Source organism: Sphaerochaeta pleomorpha str. Grapes (genome assembly GCF_000236685.1).
Lineage (GTDB): Bacteria > Spirochaetota > Spirochaetia > Sphaerochaetales > Sphaerochaetaceae > Sphaerochaeta > Sphaerochaeta pleomorpha.
In genome coordinates, this window is record NC_016633.1 from 1,598,500 (window position 1) to 1,613,410 (window position 14,911).

Sequence of the window (14,911 nt, forward strand, 5' to 3'; positions counted from 1 at the left end):
GCCAATTCTCTCTTTTAAAACCTAGACTTTATAAACTTTTAGCTATATTTTTAAAGAATCTGACCATACAAGAGAAGAGTGAAATGAAAATTGATTTTCTTTCTTTCGTTATGAGTACATTTGAAAAAGAATCTATCCACTATACCTTGCTGGAAAAACCCTATGCCAATATACGGCAATTCGACAGAGGGTTTCGAGCTAACGTGTATAGATCTGAAGAATATGAAACCATCATAGCCCTGCTGAAACAGAAATGCCAGGAAAATGCAGTATTCCTTTTCAAGGATAGATTTGAGACCAACTATACGGTGATCAGATTGCCTGAGACCATATTGGAGCAAGAAGGGTTTTCCTATCTGGTCATAGGCCCCTTTTTAGATCATCACCTATCATCCGAGGAACTAGAGCTGATTCTGGCAGATTTAAAGGTTCCTGTCATATTCCAAAATGACTTGAAAGAATATTTCTACAACACAAAGGTGATGGAGTACCCAAAGGTCTATTATTCATATATTGAGGTAATCGTCTCCTTTCTCTTCGGAAAAGGAAACTGCCAGAATATTCTCGAAAAAGAACAAATCAAACACCCTTTTCTGCTGCCTAATAACGACAAAACCAAGGAAAAAGCGCTGCCTAGCATGAAATTCCTTGAACAGTTTCAAGAAATCGAGAATGCATTCTTTGAGGCTGTTGAAAGAGCAGATACAAAACAGGCCCTTGCATTGCACCTACAGCTTTGCACCTACCCGTTCGGCAACACCATTGCCGATCCGTTGAGAAGGGAAAAGAACAAGGCTTTATACTGCAATGCCCTCCTGCACAGGACTACGGTACAGGCGCAGGTACATCCAGGATTCACCGCACCTGTCTCATCTTCTTTCGTTCGGGAAATTGAAACTGCCGAATCAAAACCCATACTTGATGACCTCCTGGTCAATATGATCGAAACCTATTGCCATCTTATACGAGAGCATTCTTTACGGGGATATCCGGCCTATCTCAAAGAGGTAATAAACTATATCGATTTCAATTATACTGAAAACCTTTCACTGAGAACTCTTTCCGAGGCGTTCTCGATCAACCCAAGTTATCTTTCCATGCTTTTCAAGAAGAAAACAGCAAAAACCCTCACTGAATATATCAATGACAAAAGGATAGCCTATTCGATGGTTTTACTGAAAACAACCGACTTCCCGATCAATATAATTGCAAGGGAAACCGGCTTTGAGGATGTCAATTATTTCACCAGGCTCTTTAAGAAAACCAATGGAATTGCTCCCCGCTCCTACAGGATGGGGATATTAGCGGACAAGTCTACCCTTTCTTGAATCCAATTGCCTCCACTAGGCGCTGGTCATCCCATAATAACCTAACTTCATAGAGTTTAGGATTCTCTACTGTCCAGATTACCGGCTCAGCTTTGATGATTGCATGCACGCGGCCATTGCTTAAATGCAATTCTTCCGCAATTCCAAGTTCCGGGATTTCCAGACGCATCGTTTTCGCACAGCAGGCAGAAAGTGCAATATCCAAGGACAAGGCAAAAAAGTCATAACGCGGGGCAAGATTCAGCGACCAATTTTCAATGGTGACAGGAATGGTCCGTACCAAGGAAACCGTGTTAAGGTGTTTCGGCTTGTCCAGGGGACCTTTGGAAGCATCCTTTGCTACCAAAAGGGTGTTTTCCTGTTTAACGACAGAGGTGATGTCGATGCTGAAGGATTTTGACTCTTCTTCATGGAAGGCGATGCATTCAGCATTGAGAAATATTACAGCTTTGCTGTCCAATCCACCAAACCTGAGAAACACTTTCTCATTTGGATCTTGCCGGGAGTACAAAAATTGCCTTGCATAGAGCATATTACCCTCTGCACAGACGCTGTCCATTGAAGCGGTCTGTTCCCAATCTGCAAAGAAATCAGGAGAAAAAGCAGGCAGGGATTTCCTCTTTGCTTTATTTTCTTTCCATTGGTTCCCCTCCTTGAGGGTAAAAAACCAGTCTTCAGACAAAGACTCAGCCTCCCTTCCGTCAAGAGGCAAAAGCAAATCGGACGAAACCCGGTGTTTTTCGAATTCCGTGGAATAACCAAATGCGAGAAAGCTATCGAGAGAAGTGTCAGTAATGTGTTGTTCCATTATAGGTTTCCTTTTGTTCCAACGGATAGTCTAGCACTGGATTTGACTATAGGCTATACAGCCAGCCCTTCAAGTGTGGATAAAGCTTCATCTAGTAGACCAGCTTCATACAATAAATCGAGTATTGTGTACCGGTCCCGAATCATCTGCGCACCTTTGATGGCACGGACAAGGTCTTGTCGTGTTGCATTGATTTCCAAAGCCTTAGTCGGACAACTGACTGTTTGCATTGCCTGCGATAGGTTTCTATACCCGGGCAACTGTTCGGCACATTTTCTCCTTATTGCCATTAAAACGTGTAAAATAGCCTTTCTACGTTCCTCAAGGGCTTTACCCTCAAGGAATTTGGCTTTCGCTATGGGTAATACCTGTTCATATATTTTATCGGACGGGAACACCCTGCGAATGCTTGACTCTCTCTCCTCCCAGGTCTCGGCCTTGTTTTCCAAGATGTTGGAAAAATCAAGGGTCTGGAGTTTCTCATAGAGATAGCTGATCGCAACAGTTCCGATGGCAACCTTGAACCCATGGCTCGCCTGCAAGTGTTCCATTTCCCATACATGGCTGATAAGATGTTCGCTCCCGCTTGCAGGACGGGAATCATGCATGATCTGCATGGCAAAACCGCTGGCAGAAAGAGCGTCAAACAACATCCCGATAGAAACGGGATCCCTTGAACCTATGGCTTGGCAACGAGCGTACACATGGTGCAGTGGATTCTGTACCATATCCCAGACATCCTTCCTGATAGGTTGAATTCCCAGAAGGTCGGCAACGATCCAATCTGCCCCAGCGGTAAATTTTGCCATACAGTCACCAAAACCGGAGGCTATCATGGGCATCGGGGAAGAACAGAGGATATCGGTATCGGCAATGACCGCATAGGGGGCACTGCAAGGCAGGGTCTGTTTGAAACCATTGAGTGAGACGGCAGCACCATAGGAGGTATACCCATCGACTGACGGTGCGGTGGCGACCACCATATAAGGCCTTCCAAACTCAAAACTGATACGTTTTGCGATATCATTCAAGGTCCCTGAGCCAAGGACAACGATAATACTACGATCCTTGCGAAGCGATTCCCTGAGTTTTGCAAGGGAGAATTCGTCCGCATACACCATGGGTTCGGCAGGAAAACAACACTGGCGTACGGGGATTTTGTGTTGTTCCAGGCTCTTCACAACAGCAAACCCTCCCACAGAGAGGGTATTCTCATCAGAAACAAGCAAGGCAGAACTATGGTTGAAGGCTTCGGTAAAAAGTTCCCCTATACGGTTTATGCAACCTTTTTCGACTAGGGAAATTTTGGTATCCATGACGTTTCCTCCAAATGTAAGCTTATCATATTTCAGAATCAGGGGAACCCCTACTGCTGTCTTGCATGATCCAATTGCATGGAATACAATCGAGCAATGAAATTCAGCACATTTTCAATTTTGGGAGATTCAATCAGCACTTTTGCAGGTTTTATCCCTTCACAAAACGAAGCATTTTACCCACGGATCGGCTATGACGTGACCGAGGTGGATCAAACCTGGTGGAGACTCCTTGAAAAGGAGACTTCCCTTCATTTGGTTGCAAATGAATCCTATTCAGGCAGCAGGGTAAGCAAAACAGGGGCAAGGCCTGTCTGGACTTCCTTTCTCTCTGACAAACGACAGGCAAACCTCGAATCAGAGACAATCATCATTTTCGGGGGCACTAATGACTATGGACAGGAGAATCCAGCCTCGCTTGCTGTTTTTTCCGCTGCCTATGAGGAACTGGTTGCTACAATGCTTGCAAACCATCAGCAGAGCGAACTCTTTTTCTGCACCCCGTTGCAGCGCACAGATAGAGCGATCGACGAACCTAACAGCCAAGGATGGAATCAAAAAGAACTTGCAGAGACGATACGTACCTGTTTAAAAAGGCATGAAAAAGCCCATCTCATCGATCTGGCCTCCTATCCGATTCAACAAGGGGATGGGCTTCTGCAAGACCAGTTGCACCCGACAAAAGAAGGCATGAGACTCCTCTGCCGATTGATCAAAAAAAGTCTTGAGTGCTACTAAATATGTTTCCATTTTTTCACTTTAATAGATTTTTCATAGTCCTATAGCAAAAAACACATACTACAAGTTCATTTTTCAGACAACAATACTTGTCTCAAGAAGGATGATTATGAAAAAAATTACACTTGTATTCATGTGTTTGCTTCTGGCAGTTTCCATGGCTTTTTCCAATGGTTCTGTAGAAAGCAAAATCGCGCCTGTTGCCAACGATCCTATCGAAATTACATTCTGGCATGCACTCGGCGATGCAAAACGCCAGGGATGGATTCAGCAGAGAGTAGATGAATTCAATGCTTCACAGACTAAATACAAAGTGGTACAAGAAGCAAAAGGAAGCTATCGTGACACCCTTCAGGCCGCTATTCTTGCCGACAAACAGGGCAAGGCACCAAATCTTGTACATATCTTTGAAGTTGGAAGCCAGCTTGCCTATGACTCAGGCATCTTCATGCCGGTCAGCGAAATAGGTACCTTCGATACCAGCGATTACATTTCCCCGGTACTTAATTACTACACCATCGGGGGAAAAGTAAACTCAATCCCCTTCAACAGTTCTTCCCCTGTTCTCTATATAAATAGCGATAAACTGGTTGCCGCAGGATATAGCGCTGACTATGTCCCCGAAACATTCGAAGACATGATCAAAGTTATAAAAACAGCCCGTGCAAGAAACGTTGAAGGTGCAAACATTACGTTCGCCCTCCACGGCTGGTATTTCGAACAATGGATGGCTGAACAGGGAGCTCCCTTGGTAAACAACGACAATGGTCGTTCAGGGAGGGCAACTGAAGTCAACCTAACCAGCCCTGCCGCAATAGTTATCGGTAATTTCCTCTCAACCCTTGGGAAAGAGAAGCTTTATTCATACACTGGAAAATTTGAGGATTGGGATGGTAGCGATGCCATTTTTGTAGGAAACAGATCCATTTTCCACATCACCTCTACCGCAGACCTCGGCAATATAGCCAACGCAGTGAAAGGTACTTTCAATATGACAGTCGGCAAACTCCCCATCCCTGCCGGTTCAAACAGAAACGGGACAGTAATCGGGGGAGGAAGTGTGTGGGTAACAAAGAATCATACACCAGAGGAACTTGAAGGGGCGCGAGACTTTACCCTGTATATGACAAACACCGAGAACATGGTCAGCTGGCATAAACTTACCGGATACTATCCTGTCAGGAATTCTTCGGTTGAGATGCTTAATTCCGAAGGGTGGTTCGACAGTAATGCAAAGCAAGTTGTCGCCTTCAACCAGCTCCTCACTACGATTCCAAACAGTGCCACAGCAGGAGCCCTCGCTGGCATTCTGTTAGACAATAGAACAATCATGGAACAGGCAATGCAGAAAATTTTGCAAGGATCTGAGGTCACAGGGGCCCTATCAGAAGCAAAAGTACTTGCAGATGCGAAACTCAAGGAATATAACGCAAACTTCTAAACCACCTCCCCCTTCCATCACTTACTTCTTTCATACTCACTTTTTTTGCGAGGTTCCGGTAACCCATACCGGACCTCGTCTCTCTTCAGGAGCATGCAATGAACGACCAAAACGAAGCATTTCATTCACGAATAATTCCTTGGCTCTACCTATCTCCTACTCTCGCTATCCTCCTCGTCTTCATCTTCTATCCCGCCTGGAAGTCTATTATCCTGAGTCTATTCAGAAGCAATCTCTTTTTGGGCACACGCAAATTTATCGGGTTGGAAAATTTCCACAACCTGTTTTCAGGTCCGCTTACACCTGGTTTTCTCCAGGTAATGGTCCAGACCTTGATTTTCAGCAGCCTGGTCGTAGGACTGGGGCTTTCACTTTCCCTATTCATCGCACTCCAGGCAAACAAGGATATCAAAGGGGCAAAACTATATAGGATGTTACTCATTTGGCCATTTGCCTTGTCTCCGGCAATTGCGGCAACCATCTACCTCTTCATGTTCAATCCCGAGATTGGAATCGTAAACTCACTCCTTTCCTTTCTTTTTGGAATAAAACCCCGTTGGCTGGATTCTCCAATTACTGCCTTTTGCCTGACTGTCTGCGCGGCTGTCTGGAAGAATCTTGGGTATAACATAGTTTTTTATATCGCAGCATTACAGAGTATCCCGAAAACACCCTTGGAAGCGGGGGACATCGACGGAGCCACCGGATTTCAGAAATTTAGATATATCCTGTTGCCTTTACTCAGCCCCACGACATTCTTTTTGCTGTTTACCAACATTACCTATAGCTTCTTCGATTCTTTTGGCATCATAGACCTGCTTACCAAGGGAGGACCTGTTGGAAATGGATCTTTTTTCAGTCATGAAGGAGTGACAACCACACTCATGTACAAGATGTTTTTGGATGGGTTTGGAGGGAGCAGCAACATGGGCTTTGCAGCAGCGGAAGCCTCGATACTTATGTCCTTGGTGGTGCTTGCAGTCAGTCTCCAATTCAAATTCTTCGCAAAGAGAGTGCATTATGAAGGCTAGAAAGAGAATAAAAAACCAGATCTGGGTACATGCAGTGTTGGTTCTGTCTTGCATTGTAATTTGTTTTCCAGTGGTGTTTGCCATAGTGAAATCGACCCAGGATAGCAACATAGTCCCGACAGCCTCTATGGTTTTAGGAACTGCTTTCCTGGACAATTTGAAAGTTGTCTGGACCGATTACCATTTGGGTCGGTATATGCGCAACTCATTTTTCATATCGTTGTGGGTTGCCGGAGGCAAGATTATTTTGTCTTTGTTTGCAGCACTTGCCTTGGTCTTTTATAGGTTCAAAGGAAAAAAAATTGTTTTTGGGTTTATCCTGCTTACCCTCATGTTACCTACTGAGGTCTTGATCCTGGGATTGTTTGATCTAGTCAGCAACCAGCGAGCCCCTGACCTTGTAGCCTTGATGCAATGGATGTTCTCTCCAGTTGAATTCTTTTTTGCCCCTACCAGATATGGATTTGGATGGGGAGACAACCTGTTGGGTGTCATAACACCGTTTCTAGCATCGGCAACGGGAGTATTTCTCTTTAGGCAACATTTCCTGTCAATCCCCCGGGCCCTTGCCGATTCTGCACGCATAGACGGAGCTTCGTCCTTGCAGTTTCTCATGCATATTCTTATTCCCATGAGTTTGAACACTATCGGGGCTTTGGCCTTGATACAGTTTGTCTATGTCTGGGACCAATATATCTGGCCGAGGGTTATCTTGAGAAGAACAGCAAACCAAGTCGTACAGGTAGGACTCAACATGATTATCTCGACCGGGGAATCAGTTCAGTGGGGACAGGTCATGACCTCTGTCGTTATCGCGATGATACCCCCTCTACTGGTTTTTGCCTTGCTGTATAAAGCATTTATGAACGGATATGCACTTTCCTCTGACAAGTAGAAAAACTGATTCTCTTTACTCTTTCTCCGCCCGTTCAGCCATACCTTTGTGCAAAGATTCAAGCTCATCCTCTGCTTTCATCTTTTCCAGGATGAGGGAAACCAGGGAAAACAGGTTTTTCCCTTCGGTGTAGTCTGCTTCCTCATAGAAATCGATACGGTCGGCATTCATGAGCTGGAGACAGAGTGCAAGATCGCCTTTCTTGTGGACAGCGATACTTTTTCCACCGTTATTCTTCACCAGTTTCATGCACGGAACGTCAGTAAGACCATCACCGATATAGATCATGTTTCGAAACGGGATGGCCCTGTTGCCTTCCGGGGTATAGTCATTCAGTTTCCGATCCTCTGATACATCCAGGATCCCTTTGTTAATCCTGAACAGAAACTGGGTCTTTGCCGTGTAATTGACAGCAAGTTTCGGCCAGGTTGCTACGCCGTTGATGTCGTAAAGATACTCACTGGCATAGATTTGCTTGAACTTCGCTCCGATTGCGGAGCCTTCGATAACTTCATGCAATCCTGAGGAAATGATATAGTGCTCGACCTGTATGCCCAGGTCCTTACCCTTTTTGTCTATTGCATCGAACCACTTCTGGACCCCGGGATAAAACTCAAGGCCAGTCCCCAAAGAGACAAAATCATCCCTTCTTATCGGCTTATCCTTTTTCCTAGACTCATCGAGCATGAGTTTCATATAGGCAAGGATGCTGTCCATCTGTTCTCTTCTGGCCAACCCATTGGCCTTGGACCAGAACTGTGAGGAAGTCATACCAAGATTCGGGATGAAGGAATATTCCTGCATGTCCGCAGTCGTAAGGGTTTTGTCAAAATCATACATGATCGCTATCATCGTTTTCTTTGCCATAGCCTCGATTATACCACAACATGGCAAGGGAAGAAAAAAAAGGGATCAGGGCCAAAAAAATTCCCGGTAGCGGGGAGCTGGAAGAAAAGCCCTGCTTTTCCTCCAATAATCTGGGAAAAAGCAGGGCAATGTATGGCTATCTATACGAAGGGATACCTTCTATTTGAGATCAACAGTCTGCTGAAAAACCCTCAGAAGCGGTTCCCACCAGGCCTTTTCACCTTGGTATTCCCCGATTCCCCTGATTTTCTTTATCCGGTACCGAACCAGGTTTTCTACCGGTTTATCGCACAGGATGGCAAGGTCACGGATAATTACCTGTTTTATGAGATTTGCCGTGAACGCGGGGTCTACAGAAGCCCCTCCGCTCACCTCGGGGATTATATCGTGGATGATATTGAAGGACTTCAGGTCCCTGGCAGTCATCTTCATCGCCTCAGCCGCTTCCTGGGCCCTTGAGGGGTCGCGCAATAGAATCGATGCAAAACCTTCGGGGGTAATGACCGAATAGACGGCATTCTCCAACATGTAGAGTTTGTCACCCACCCCGATTCCCAAAGCTCCGCCACTGCCACCTTCCCCAATGATGAAGGAAAGGACCGGCGTCTTCAAAACAGAGAATTCTTTCAGGTTGCGAGCTATGGCTTCCCCGATTCCCCGCTCCTCGGCTCCAAGGCCGGGATAGGCTCCGGGGGTGTCTATAAAGCATACTACCGGCCTGCCGAACTTCTCTGCCTGTTTTGCCAGACGCAAAGCCTTGCGATACCCTTCCGGGTTGCTCATCCCATAGTTGCACAAAACATTATCCTTGAAATTTGCACCCTTGCGGTTTCCGATAAAGGTAATGGCACGCCCGTTTATTGTCCCGATGCCCCCGATCATTGCACGGTCATCCCCGTAGAGACGGTCACCATGCAACTCGACAAAGTCATCACACATCAAATCAATATATTGCTGGGCTCCTGGTCTGCCCTGCCGCCGGGAAAGCAATACACATTCCCAGGAAGAACGCCCTTCACACTGCTTTTCTACCCCGGCAATGGACTCTATGCGCTCGACTGAGCTTTCCAGGTCAAATTCTTTCTCATCATGCATGGGATTCACTCCTCGTATGGGTCTTGATAAGGTAGGAGAGCATACTTCTCAGCTCCTCACGTCTTACGATCAAGTCGACAAACCCCCGTTCCAATTGGAATTCGGAACGCTGGAACAGCTTGGGAAGCTTCTCCTTAATCGTACCTTCGATAACCCTGGGACCGGCAAACCCTATGACAGCACCGGGTTCAGCCATAATCACATCACCGAGCATAGCAAAAGAGGCGGTTACCCCACCGGTTGTAGGGTTGGTCAAGACAATGAACAACGGGGTTCTTGTCTCATCAAGCAGGGCTGCCGCACTGGCAGTCTTGGCCATCTGCATCAAGGAAAAGATCCCCTCCTGCATCCGAGCCCCACCGGAAGCGGTAAAGAGAATGACCGGGGAATGGGTGAGACACCCTTCGATCATTGCTTCCGTGATTTTCTCCCCTACCACCGAGCCCATGCTTCCCCCCATGAAGGAGAACGACATAATACCCAGTATGGCTTTCTGGTTCTCGATAGTGCAGGAACCTATGGTTACCGCATCGTTCAGGGATGATTTCTTCTGGTTTTCTTTCAGTTTATCCTCATAGCCTTCCAGCGATATCGGGTTTGAGGAAACCATCCCCTTGGACATTTCTACAAATGAACCTGTATCGGCTACCAGTTCTATACGTTCAGCAGGAGAGAGGGGAAAGTAGAATCCACAAAAAGGGCATTCGTTAAGTTTTGTCTTCTCCACCTCTTTCTGACACTGCGCACAGATAGTCTTCTTTTTATTTTCCATTGCTTTTCTTCTCCTCTGTAGTACAGACCTTTTTATACAAGTCAGTCCCAAAACGACCTGAACGGAACATGGCCGAAGAGAGGATATCTTTCTGCTCCTCAAGGTTTGTCTTGATCCCCTCGATGATAACTTCAGAGAGGGCTCTGAGCATCACGGCAAGGCTCTCGTCCCGACTTGGGGTATGTACGATAATCTTGGCAATCAGCGGGTCATAATAAGGACTGAGAGTCGAGCCTGACTGCAAATAGGAATCGACACGGACAGACGGGCCTGAGGGAAAATTCAGCTTCCCGATAACCCCTGCGGTCTCTCCATTGATACGGCACTCCAGGCTATGACCCGAAAGATGTATATCTTCTTGCGTAAATCCCAGTTTCTTCCCATCGGCAATCTGTATCTGGGCCTTGATCAAGTCAATCCCGCTTACCAGTTCACTGACAGGATGCTCTACCTGGAGGCGTGCATTCACTTCCATGAAATAATACTTGCCTTCGTCATAGAGATATTCAACAGTTCCGGCCCCCCGGTACCCTAGTTTTTCAAACAGGTTTACCGAATCGGTACACATCTGATTGCGCAGTTTTTCATCCAGCACCGGGGAAGGACTCTCTTCCAGCAACTTCTGATGGTTCTTCTGGACAGTGCAGTCACGTTCACCGAGATGCACTACCGTCCCCTGCCCGTCACTGAGCAACTGGATTTCCAAATGCCGTGGATTTTGCAGATATCGTTCCATATGGACCGTTCCATCCCCAAAGAAGGCCAAGGCCTCTTTTTTTGCTATCTGAAGGGCGTGGGCGAGCTGACTCTCCTCGGTAACGATGCGCATTCCCCTGCCCCCACCTCCGCAGGCTGCCTTGAGAATGATGGGATAGCCGATTTCTTTGGCTGTTGCCATTCCCTCTGCAAGTGATTCCACAGCAGTCTTGCTGCCTGGAGTTATGGGAAGTTTGCATTCCAGAGCTGTGGTACGGGCTACAACCTTGTTTCCGAGCAACGCGATGGTCTCACTTTTCGGTCCAATGAAAATAAGCCCGGCCTCTTCGGTCTCCCTGGCAAAATCGGCATTCTCGGATAAGAAACCAACTCCCGGGTGAATTGCATCGCAACGTTTCAGGCAGGCTGCTGCAATGATATTGCGCCAGTTGAGGTAGCTCTGCGAGGATGCAGCCGGTCCGATGCATACAGAATCGTCAGCCATCTGTACCGCTTGCGTATCCTTGTCGGCTGTGGAATAGACAACGACACTGCGAATATCCAGATCCCGGCACGCCCGTACGATTCTCACCGCTATCTCGCCGCGGTTGGCAATCAAAATAGATCTTATCATCGCCTTCTCACGGAAAATAAAGGCTGACCGAATTCAACCATGTGCTCTGGTTTCGCCAAGACAGAAACGATTTCACAGGGGAAATCGGCTTGGAGCTGGTTCATGAGTTTCATGGCTTCGATGGTGCACAGCACATCGCCCTTCTCAATCTTGTCACCTTCATGTACATAGGGAGGAGCGTCAGGAGCCGGGGTTAGGTAAAAGGTTCCGACAATCGGGGAAGTGACAATAAAAAGGTCTTCCTCTTTTTTCTCACTCTCGGCAGGCATTTCCTTTTCCTGCTGCTTTTTTACCAGCGGAGGGGCAAGGTATTCGGCAGTACCCCCTTCTTTTCTTTTCATCTTGACGGTAAAGCGACTGCACGAAAGTTCGAGGTCGCTCAGTGAGCTATGCTCAAATACTGCTATGATCGATGCCAGGTCCATTTGTTCTATTGTTTCCATTATATTCCTTCCTCAAGGTGTGGGGATGGTAGCGGTGTCTCCAAAAGGCAGACTACCTTAATTCTTGTTTATAATAACAATAACTAGTTTTAGTGTCAATATTGACAAAATTTCATTTTTTGTAATAATTATAGGCAACCCAACCACCCTGGCAAAGTGGATTAATTTAGAAGGAGTCACTTGATGGAGACATTGGAGTGCATACATATTACTGCAGTTGGATCTTACACACCGCAGTTCACCCTTACAAACGACGAGCTGGCAAATCGTGTCGATACCAGTGACGAGTGGATCCGTTCCCACACCGGGATACGCAAACGCCACATAGCAGGTACTGAAGAGACTTGTTCCGATATGGCAGTGAAAGCTGTTGAGAATATGATTGAAACCTGCAATGTCGATATTGCAAAGATAGACGGCATCGTGGTGGCAACCGCCACCCCTGACTTCATAGGCTTTCCCTCAACGGGTTGCCTGGTACAGCAAAAACTTCATTTGAAAACTTTTCCTGCTTTCGATGTCAGTGCCGGCTGCACCGGTTTCATCTATGCACTGGAAACAGCGCGCGGGATGATTGCCACAGGGACTATGCACAGGGTTCTGGTTATCGGGGCGGAAAAACTCTCGTCTATCGTTGACTGGGATGACCGCAATACCTGTGTCTTGTTCGGAGATGGGGCCGGATGTGTCCTGCTTGAACAAACAGAAGAAAGCGGGGGAATTCTCGACTGCACGTTGGGAGCCGAAGGAAGCGGATCTGCAGCCTTGGCCGTGACAGGCGAAAAGAATGCAATCTGCATGGATGGCAGGGCCGTGTATGCCTTTGCCGTACAGGTAATCGGGGAAACCATCAAGAAACTGCTTTCTGACAACAATCTATCTATTGAAGATATTGACTGGATTGTCCCGCACCAGGCAAACGAGCGCATCATCTCGGCCTGTGCAAAACGGTTTTCCCTGCCACAGGAAAAGTTTTTCCTCAACATTGCATCCTATGCAAATACTTCAGCTGCATCCATTCCGATTGCCCTATCCGAGATGGTGGAAAAAAACCTCCTGAAAACCGGGGACAAGGTAATTTTGATAGGATTTGGAGCAGGCCTAACTTATGGAGGGACCTTACTGACATGGTAAAACTAATCGCATTATATCCGGGACAAGGCTCCCAGTTTCCGAAAATGGCACTGGATCTCTTCGATGCCTCGAAAAAGGTACAGGACCTCTTCGCCCTGGCCAGCGAGGTGTGTAGTGAGGACCTGTACAAGATCCTCAGCGAAGGGTCGGAACAGGACTTGCAAGATACCAGGGTAACCCAACTGGTGGTAACGCTAGCAAACCGTGCCGCCTATACCCGTCTGCAGGAAAAAGGTGTTGATTTTCTTTGTCACGCCGGATTCAGTCTCGGAGAACTTTCTGCCTATGCAGCGGGAGGAATCTTCGATGAAAAGACCCTGTTCACGATTGTAAAGAAGCGGGGTCTCCTCATGGCAAAGGCTGCCGGGGAAGCAGAGAAGAAACAGGGAAAACTGGGCATGGCTGCAGTCATCGGACTGGGTTTTGCCGAAGTCGAGACCTTATTGAAAACAGAAAAGATTGAAGGTCTGTACTGCGCAAATGACAACGGCCCCAAGCAGGTCGTAATTTCAGGCAGGGAAAGCATGATTGCCCAGGCAAAGGACCTTCTGATGGGCAACGGGGCAAGAAAGGTGATTCCCCTGAAGGTGTCTGGTCCCTTCCACACACCGTTCATGGATGATGCAACTGCAGAATTCTCCGAATTCCTTGCCTCCTGTACGTTCTTTGACCCCATCGAACCGGTGATTTCCTCGGTGAATGGTGACTTTGTGCAATCGAAAAAAGAAGCCCTTTCACATATATCGAGGCAGCTTGCATCCCCTCTGAGATGGACAGCAACAATGCAAAGGGCTGTTGCCTTTGCAGACAAACAAGAGTCGGTCTTAATTGGGGAGCTTGGCGGGAAAGATGTGCTTTCCGGTCTCTGGAGATCAAGTGGTTTACCCTATTCATGCAAATGTATAGGAACAGAAGCGGCAATTGAAACAATAGGTATACAAGAAAAGGAAGTACTATATGGAAAATGAAAGTAAAACACGCCATGCAGTGGTAACAGGAGGATCGAGGGGCATCGGTATGGCCATAGTTGAAGCATTGCTCAAAGATGGCTGTGATGTCTGGTATCTCTCCCGCAGCGAGGGGGAAACCCTGGCTGCACTCACTCCCCTTGCACAATCGCTGGGAAAATCCCTTTTCTGGGTTGCGTGCGACATGGCCGACCGACAGGGGGTGGAAACAGCGCTTGATACAGTTATCAAGGAAGCGGTTACCATCGATGTCCTGGTAAACAATGCGGGCATTACCCGTGATGGGCTTCTCATGCGCATGAAAGACCAGGCATGGGACGATGTCATTGCAGTGAACCTGACTGCAGCTTTCCTTACCTGCAGGAAAATAGGCAGGCTCATGGCTGGCCAGAGAAGTGGTTCGATTATCAATACCTCTTCGGTGGTAGGGATCATGGGTAACGGGGGCCAGACAAACTATGCTGCCTCAAAAGCGGGTTTGATCGGGTTCTCCAAGAGCCTGGCAAGGGAACTTTCCCTCAGGAATATCAGGGTCAATGTCGTAGCCCCGGGGTTCATCGAGACTGCGATGACCGAGGTGCTTTCTGACAACCTCAAAGATACCCTCAAGACCCAAATTCCCCTTGGCCGCATCGGATCGGCAGGGGAAATCGCAGAAGCCGTAGCATTTTTGGCTTCAGATAGGGCTTCCTACATCACAGGTCAGGTTCTGGCTGTCGATGGTGGGATGGCAATGTAAAGATGG

Annotated in this window: 16 protein-coding genes; 9 read left to right on the forward strand and 7 right to left on the reverse strand. The window is 47.2% G+C overall.

Annotated elements, in window-relative coordinates:
* Window positions 1–83: 83 nt before the first annotated feature.
* A complete protein-coding gene (locus SPIGRAPES_RS16525) occupies window positions 84–1,328 on the forward strand; it encodes an AraC family transcriptional regulator (protein WP_014270135.1) in 1,245 nt (414 codons plus the stop codon).
* On the opposite strand, the gene SPIGRAPES_RS07330 is transcribed toward SPIGRAPES_RS16525, so the two are convergent.
* The gene (locus tag SPIGRAPES_RS07330) at window positions 1,315–2,136 is read right to left on the reverse strand and encodes a glycosyl hydrolase 2 galactose-binding domain-containing protein (RefSeq protein WP_014270136.1); all 822 of its coding nucleotides are present in this window, start codon (window positions 2,134–2,136) and stop codon (window positions 1,315–1,317) included. The two genes, SPIGRAPES_RS16525 and SPIGRAPES_RS07330, sit on opposite strands and share 14 nt — an antisense overlap.
* 53 nt (window positions 2,137–2,189) lie before the next feature.
* Window positions 2,190–3,452, reverse strand: coding sequence for a sn-glycerol-1-phosphate dehydrogenase (locus SPIGRAPES_RS07335; protein ID WP_014270137.1), 1,263 nt, complete (start codon window positions 3,450–3,452; stop codon window positions 2,190–2,192).
* A gap of 96 nt (window positions 3,453–3,548) precedes the next feature.
* On the opposite strand from SPIGRAPES_RS07335, the gene SPIGRAPES_RS07340 reads away from it, so the two are divergent.
* From SPIGRAPES_RS07340 to SPIGRAPES_RS07355, 4 genes are all read left to right on the forward strand, one after another.
* Entirely contained in the window at window positions 3,549–4,190 is a 642-nt protein-coding gene (locus SPIGRAPES_RS07340; RefSeq protein WP_014270138.1) for an SGNH/GDSL hydrolase family protein, read from the forward strand.
* Window positions 4,191–4,299: 109 nt separating this feature from the next.
* The gene (locus SPIGRAPES_RS07345; protein ID WP_014270139.1) at window positions 4,300–5,631 is read left to right on the forward strand and encodes an extracellular solute-binding protein; all 1,332 of its coding nucleotides are present in this window, start codon (window positions 4,300–4,302) and stop codon (window positions 5,629–5,631) included.
* A 98-nt stretch (window positions 5,632–5,729) separates the two neighbouring features.
* Window positions 5,730–6,662 carry a carbohydrate ABC transporter permease gene (locus tag SPIGRAPES_RS07350; protein ID WP_014270140.1) on the forward strand — a complete coding sequence of 311 codons (933 nt, stop codon included), beginning with the start codon at window positions 5,730–5,732 and terminating at the stop codon, window positions 6,660–6,662.
* A complete protein-coding gene (locus SPIGRAPES_RS07355; protein ID WP_014270141.1) occupies window positions 6,652–7,557 on the forward strand; it encodes a carbohydrate ABC transporter permease in 906 nt (301 codons plus the stop codon). Before SPIGRAPES_RS07350 ends, SPIGRAPES_RS07355 begins: the two co-directional genes overlap by 11 nt.
* Window positions 7,558–7,572: 15 nt before the next feature.
* Here SPIGRAPES_RS07355 and SPIGRAPES_RS07360 read toward each other — a convergent pair whose 3' ends face one another.
* A complete protein-coding gene (locus SPIGRAPES_RS07360) occupies window positions 7,573–8,424 on the reverse strand; it encodes an HAD family hydrolase (protein WP_014270142.1) in 852 nt (283 codons plus the stop codon).
* Window positions 8,425–8,444: 20 nt separating this feature from the next.
* On the opposite strand from SPIGRAPES_RS07360, the gene SPIGRAPES_RS17005 reads away from it, so the two are divergent.
* Entirely contained in the window at window positions 8,445–8,591 is a 147-nt protein-coding gene (locus SPIGRAPES_RS17005; protein ID WP_155816679.1) for a hypothetical protein, read from the forward strand.
* On the opposite strand, the gene SPIGRAPES_RS07365 is transcribed toward SPIGRAPES_RS17005, so the two are convergent.
* From SPIGRAPES_RS07365 to accB, 4 genes are read right to left on the reverse strand one after another with little or no spacing between them, the layout of a single operon-like run.
* Window positions 8,584–9,519, reverse strand: coding sequence for an acetyl-CoA carboxylase carboxyltransferase subunit alpha (locus SPIGRAPES_RS07365; protein WP_014270143.1), 936 nt, complete (start codon window positions 9,517–9,519; stop codon window positions 8,584–8,586). The genes SPIGRAPES_RS17005 and SPIGRAPES_RS07365 overlap by 8 nt on opposite strands.
* Window positions 9,512–10,291 (reverse strand): acetyl-CoA carboxylase carboxyltransferase subunit beta, encoded by a 780-nt coding sequence (locus SPIGRAPES_RS07370; protein WP_014270144.1) that lies wholly within the window; start codon window positions 10,289–10,291, stop codon window positions 9,512–9,514. Before SPIGRAPES_RS07370 ends, SPIGRAPES_RS07365 begins: the two co-directional genes overlap by 8 nt.
* Window positions 10,281–11,621: an acetyl-CoA carboxylase biotin carboxylase subunit gene (locus SPIGRAPES_RS07375; RefSeq protein ID WP_014270145.1), complete on the reverse strand. Its 1,341-nt coding sequence runs from the start codon at window positions 11,619–11,621 to the stop codon at window positions 10,281–10,283. Before SPIGRAPES_RS07375 ends, SPIGRAPES_RS07370 begins: the two co-directional genes overlap by 11 nt.
* A complete protein-coding gene (gene accB / locus SPIGRAPES_RS07380; protein ID WP_014270146.1) occupies window positions 11,618–12,064 on the reverse strand; it encodes an acetyl-CoA carboxylase biotin carboxyl carrier protein in 447 nt (148 codons plus the stop codon). Before accB ends, SPIGRAPES_RS07375 begins: the two co-directional genes overlap by 4 nt.
* 183 nt (window positions 12,065–12,247) lie before the next feature.
* Between accB and SPIGRAPES_RS07385 the strand changes: the two genes are divergently transcribed.
* Genes SPIGRAPES_RS07385 through fabG form a run of 3 tightly spaced genes read left to right on the forward strand, consistent with a single transcriptional unit; the run spans window position 12,248 to window position 14,905 of the window.
* Complete coding sequence (locus tag SPIGRAPES_RS07385) at window positions 12,248–13,198, forward strand: beta-ketoacyl-ACP synthase III (RefSeq protein ID WP_014270147.1); 951 nt, start codon at window positions 12,248–12,250, stop codon at window positions 13,196–13,198.
* Window positions 13,192–14,166, forward strand: coding sequence for an ACP S-malonyltransferase (locus SPIGRAPES_RS07390; protein ID WP_014270148.1), 975 nt, complete (start codon window positions 13,192–13,194; stop codon window positions 14,164–14,166). The genes SPIGRAPES_RS07385 and SPIGRAPES_RS07390 overlap by 7 nt, the downstream gene beginning before the upstream one ends.
* On the forward strand, window positions 14,156–14,905 hold the full coding sequence (gene fabG, locus SPIGRAPES_RS07395) for a 3-oxoacyl-[acyl-carrier-protein] reductase (RefSeq protein WP_014270149.1): 750 nt from the start codon (window positions 14,156–14,158) through the stop codon (window positions 14,903–14,905). The genes SPIGRAPES_RS07390 and fabG overlap by 11 nt, the downstream gene beginning before the upstream one ends.
* Window positions 14,906–14,911 lie beyond the last annotated feature (6 nt).

What these genes read in the sequence shown, in the direction of transcription:
- SPIGRAPES_RS16525 (WP_014270135.1), top strand. Translation starts at nt 84, where the DNA reads ATGAAAATTGATTTTCTTTCTTTCGTTATGAGTACATTTGAAAAAGAA.
- SPIGRAPES_RS07330 (WP_014270136.1), bottom strand. Translation starts at nt 2,136, where the DNA reads ATGGAACAACACATTACTGACACTTCTCTCGATAGCTTTCTCGCATTT.
- SPIGRAPES_RS07335 (WP_014270137.1), bottom strand. Translation starts at nt 3,452, where the DNA reads ATGGATACCAAAATTTCCCTAGTCGAAAAAGGTTGCATAAACCGTATA.
- SPIGRAPES_RS07340 (WP_014270138.1), top strand. Translation starts at nt 3,549, where the DNA reads ATGAAATTCAGCACATTTTCAATTTTGGGAGATTCAATCAGCACTTTT.
- SPIGRAPES_RS07345 (WP_014270139.1), top strand. Translation starts at nt 4,300, where the DNA reads ATGAAAAAAATTACACTTGTATTCATGTGTTTGCTTCTGGCAGTTTCC.
- SPIGRAPES_RS07350 (WP_014270140.1), top strand. Translation starts at nt 5,730, where the DNA reads ATGAACGACCAAAACGAAGCATTTCATTCACGAATAATTCCTTGGCTC.
- SPIGRAPES_RS07355 (WP_014270141.1), top strand. Translation starts at nt 6,652, where the DNA reads ATGAAGGCTAGAAAGAGAATAAAAAACCAGATCTGGGTACATGCAGTG.
- SPIGRAPES_RS07360 (WP_014270142.1), bottom strand. Translation starts at nt 8,424, where the DNA reads ATGGCAAAGAAAACGATGATAGCGATCATGTATGATTTTGACAAAACC.
- SPIGRAPES_RS17005 (WP_155816679.1), top strand. Translation starts at nt 8,445, where the DNA reads ATGGCAAGGGAAGAAAAAAAAGGGATCAGGGCCAAAAAAATTCCCGGT.
- SPIGRAPES_RS07365 (WP_014270143.1), bottom strand. Translation starts at nt 9,519, where the DNA reads ATGCATGATGAGAAAGAATTTGACCTGGAAAGCTCAGTCGAGCGCATA.
- SPIGRAPES_RS07370 (WP_014270144.1), bottom strand. Translation starts at nt 10,291, where the DNA reads ATGGAAAATAAAAAGAAGACTATCTGTGCGCAGTGTCAGAAAGAGGTG.
- SPIGRAPES_RS07375 (WP_014270145.1), bottom strand. Translation starts at nt 11,621, where the DNA reads ATGATAAGATCTATTTTGATTGCCAACCGCGGCGAGATAGCGGTGAGA.
- accB (WP_014270146.1), bottom strand. Translation starts at nt 12,064, where the DNA reads ATGGAAACAATAGAACAAATGGACCTGGCATCGATCATAGCAGTATTT.
- SPIGRAPES_RS07385 (WP_014270147.1), top strand. Translation starts at nt 12,248, where the DNA reads ATGGAGACATTGGAGTGCATACATATTACTGCAGTTGGATCTTACACA.
- SPIGRAPES_RS07390 (WP_014270148.1), top strand. Translation starts at nt 13,192, where the DNA reads ATGGTAAAACTAATCGCATTATATCCGGGACAAGGCTCCCAGTTTCCG.
- fabG (WP_014270149.1), top strand. Translation starts at nt 14,156, where the DNA reads ATGGAAAATGAAAGTAAAACACGCCATGCAGTGGTAACAGGAGGATCG.